Source organism: Virgibacillus sp. 7505 (assembly GCF_002272135.1).
In the GTDB taxonomy this organism is placed as follows: domain Bacteria; phylum Bacillota; class Bacilli; order Bacillales; family Amphibacillaceae; genus Terribacillus.
The window spans coordinates 1-267 of the sequence record NZ_NPBF01000198.1 but is presented as its reverse complement, the minus strand read 5'-3'; the positions used below and the strand labels follow the sequence as shown (position 1 = coordinate 267).

1 protein-coding gene is annotated in these 267 nt (G+C 46.8%); it reads left to right on the top strand.

Features of this window, described 5'->3' with window-relative positions; all coding sequences use genetic code 11:
* A partial coding sequence (locus CHH91_RS20715) for a hypothetical protein (protein WP_176465864.1) occupies positions 1 to 267 on the top strand: 267 nt, incomplete at both ends.

Below are 267 nucleotides of genomic sequence, written 5' to 3'. Positions count from 1 at the left end.
TCACAGCCGACTTCGGTAATGTAAATGACACCGAATGGCGTACCGTGACATTCCAAGCGAAGATTGAATCTGGTCAGTCCGGTAAGAAAATCGAAAACGTGGCTGCTGTAACAGGAGACAACGTGGAAACACCAGATGAGCCGAAGACGGATATAACAGTTGATCCAAAGGATCCTAAACTGGAATCCGAGAAAACAGCGACGAACCTAGAAGCAGACAAGGAAGCGTATGAAGTGGGAGACACGGTTGTGTATACAATCAAATCGC